This window comes from Paenibacillus ihuae (assembly GCF_001368795.1).
GTDB lineage: Bacteria > Bacillota > Bacilli > Paenibacillales > Paenibacillaceae > Paenibacillus_AQ > Paenibacillus_AQ ihuae.
The window spans coordinates 1,818,733-1,821,529 of sequence record NZ_LN831198.1 but is presented as its reverse complement, the minus strand read 5'-3'; the positions used below and the strand labels follow the sequence as shown (position 1 = coordinate 1,821,529).

The following is a 2,797-nucleotide window of genomic DNA, read 5'->3' as shown; positions in this document are numbered from 1 at the left end:
GAAGGTCTGAAACGCCTTATTCAGCGTCTTGCCCCACCTTTCAAAATCCCCTGCGGTCACCCCCTGTGAGTCGGTTACATTGATGAATGTTACACTATCGTTGTCCGCCTCCGCCGTCGTAAATTGCGCCGCTGCACTCCATTCCGCTTCATTGCCCGTACCCACTCTGTATGTATACAAAGTACCTGCCTCAAGCCCGCTTACCTCTGCCTTATGTACACCTCTGCTGCCTTTATCTGTTTTGATAACAGTATTATCAGCTTCTACCTTAATTACAGCTTCAACGTCAAATGTGGCTTTCCCGCCTTTTACTACTTGCAGCAGACCGGCAGCGCCGGAGTCTCCCGTGTACCAGGTGAACGCACGGCTGGTCTCCGCATCCCCTTTAAATGTTGTAACCAGATCATAGGGTATACCGGATGACAAATTTTCCGCAGTCCGCGCGGACTTCAGCCATTCCAGCGCCACCGCAGCCACAATTAAGACCAGAATGATGATACCGATGATGAGTATAGTCTTTAAGTCTTTCATCCTTTCCCTCCTAAACCCGTATCTTTGTTTACAAAGATAGCCTCCGGCAAGTCAGGAAGTCAAATCCTGAAGCGAAAGACCGACCACGAGATCATCCGGAAGATGCTGGACGGTTATCTGCAGGATGACCCCTTCCAGGCTCGGATTGAGGAGCCGGATCAGATGATCGCAAGTGAAGCGAAGGCTGCTCTCTCCGCATTCTACACGTTCGAGCAATAGGAGAGCTACCTGCAGGCGGTGAAGACCTTCGTGTCCACGATGGCTGCGAGTGTCTCCGGCCAGTGCGGCGGCTTCACTGCTTCCAGCGCTGACGGCTTCGGCGGCATGGGCGGCGGTCGCATGCCCGGCTTTGGCGATGGCGGCGGTATGGGCGGCGCCCCAGACAACACACAGCAGCAAGGCAGTATCAGCGAAGCCATTACTACCGGCGTAAGGATTATCGTACTACTGTTGGCCGCGGCGTTTGTTACCTTCTACAAACGGAAACGGCTGTAAACAGTCAGCAAATAAGCCTCAGACGGCTCTGCCGTCTGAGGCTTTTACATACTAAAGCTATATTACTCTTATTAATCAAGACCCGTCAGTTCTTCATCTGTACAAGGGAACTACATGTGGAACGTTTGCTTAGATGAGACTACAAGATAATAGTTTGATTTCCTCCACCAAAATTCCTCCAAACGGGACGCCGCCTAAGCTTAGCGGGAATTCCTCCCACTAATTTCTCACTACGAGCTACAATCAGCGTTTTCAGGGAATTTAGCTGGAGGTTTTCCACCTATGTTCTGATTTTTGGCAAAAATGAAAAAATTAGAGGGAGTTTTTCCCTCTGCATTAACGAGTCCATAATCCATCCACTTTCCTATCCCTATATTCCTGATCAGCAATCTGGAAATATCGATTCTTGTCCCGATACTAGTTACTTATCATAATTGATTACAATTGATTCGCTCCACCTGTAACCCTGAATTCTTATATACAGGCAATATTCTTTTCAAGTACCAGCTAAAGTCAGTAATGTCGATACTACTTTTAATATCAATTTTCTTTCTAGCAATCGAAAGGTTGAGAGCGATATCATTTGTATTGAAAATAAGCAATTCGCATCCAACGTCAGAATCCACTCGTAACAACTCAATCCCGATGATTTCTTTAAGGTTCTGCTTCTCTTGCAATATATTAAAAAAGGTTACTCTATCAAGAGATATAGATGTCCAGTTGAAATCATCATTATCACCTAAAGGTAGCATTGTAACTTCCCCATTACCATCGACGAAATCCCAACCTTCACTCACAAAATTCACTAATAAATCAGGTGCTGATAAAACCGAACGGCTACACTCGCTTAAGACAATGTCTATCGATGCTGATATCGACATAAACTCCTCTCCTTGTGCGGATAGTTAGATTACTTTTCATATAAAATAACAATTAATTCAAGCTCGCCCATAATCTCATTTCCTACTTCAAAAATAATGTTTCTTTTTGGAAAAATCTCTTTAGCTCTTCTACTCCAATTATATATATTAACGTCTCTAAACCGTTCTAATATTTTGTTGTTATCCAGTCCTTCCGTGATTTTCCCAATAAAGAAATCTGCAAAACTTCAAATTTAACCCATTGTTCTATATCTTGCTTCTTTTTATCGAACTGAATTTCAAGTCGTTTCACTTTTTTAATACAGCCTCGCCTTCGTAAAGTCTGAACCCCATTCATTTCTAATGCAGTCAATTCCATCTCTATTCACAACAAAAAACTGCGGATAGCGCCATCCCTAAAGGATGAAGCAATTCCGCAGTCTCACATTATCGTAGATTATAAGAATTTACTCCGACTTCTCACAACCCTACTCCTTCTTCCCCCGCAGCAGACTAATCGCCGCAAGCAGAAAAGACAGCAGAGAGATCCCCAGCGTGATATAAAGCAGCGGCGAGGTTTCTGTGGATTTGTCTACGTCCGCCATGATCGCATTGTGCTCATCCATACTCATGGAGCCGCCGTTTCCCATGTCCATATCCATTGAACCATGCGAGTGGCTGTCACTGCCTGCTGCCTCTATAATCCCGGTAATGGAATGCGGGGAATCCGTGCCTTCCTCACCGGACCACTGTACTAAGCTGCCGTCCGCATAATGCTGGTAGGCATCCCAGGCGATGTCGCCTGCGGTATCAGGGTTCTGGGCTGTAAAATAAAAGCGCTGGAACTGGCCGGCCTGAATGCCTTCACCAGTCGCCGTCCAGCTGACTTTATTGCCGTCAATGGTCACGTT

Annotated in this window: 5 protein-coding genes; 2 read left to right on the top strand and 3 right to left on the bottom strand. The window is 45.7% G+C overall.

Annotated features, from left to right (window positions below; translation table 11 throughout):
- The coding region (locus AQR02_RS33755) for a fibronectin type III domain-containing protein (RefSeq protein WP_245237216.1) at positions 1-531 on the bottom strand (531 nt) is incomplete at its 3' end.
- 24 nt (positions 532-555) lie between these two features.
- Here AQR02_RS33755 and AQR02_RS32345 point away from each other — a divergent pair.
- Both AQR02_RS32345 and AQR02_RS08105 read left to right on the top strand, forming a co-directional pair.
- Positions 556-750 carry a hypothetical protein gene (locus AQR02_RS32345; protein ID WP_159067709.1) on the top strand — a complete coding sequence of 65 codons (195 nt, stop codon included), beginning with the start codon at positions 556-558 and terminating at the stop codon, positions 748-750.
- A gap of 39 nt (positions 751-789) precedes the next feature.
- Positions 790-1,026, top strand: coding sequence for a hypothetical protein (locus tag AQR02_RS08105; RefSeq protein WP_209444215.1), 237 nt, complete (start codon positions 790-792; stop codon positions 1,024-1,026).
- A gap of 428 nt (positions 1,027-1,454) precedes the next feature.
- Here AQR02_RS08105 and AQR02_RS08100 read toward each other — a convergent pair whose 3' ends face one another.
- Positions 1,455-1,907: a hypothetical protein gene (locus tag AQR02_RS08100; protein ID WP_054940140.1), complete on the bottom strand. Its 453-nt coding sequence runs from the start codon at positions 1,905-1,907 to the stop codon at positions 1,455-1,457.
- A gap of 467 nt (positions 1,908-2,374) precedes the next feature.
- Positions 2,375-2,797: DUF1775 domain-containing protein (locus AQR02_RS08090; RefSeq protein WP_148449141.1), on the bottom strand; the 423-nt coding region annotated here is incomplete at its 5' end.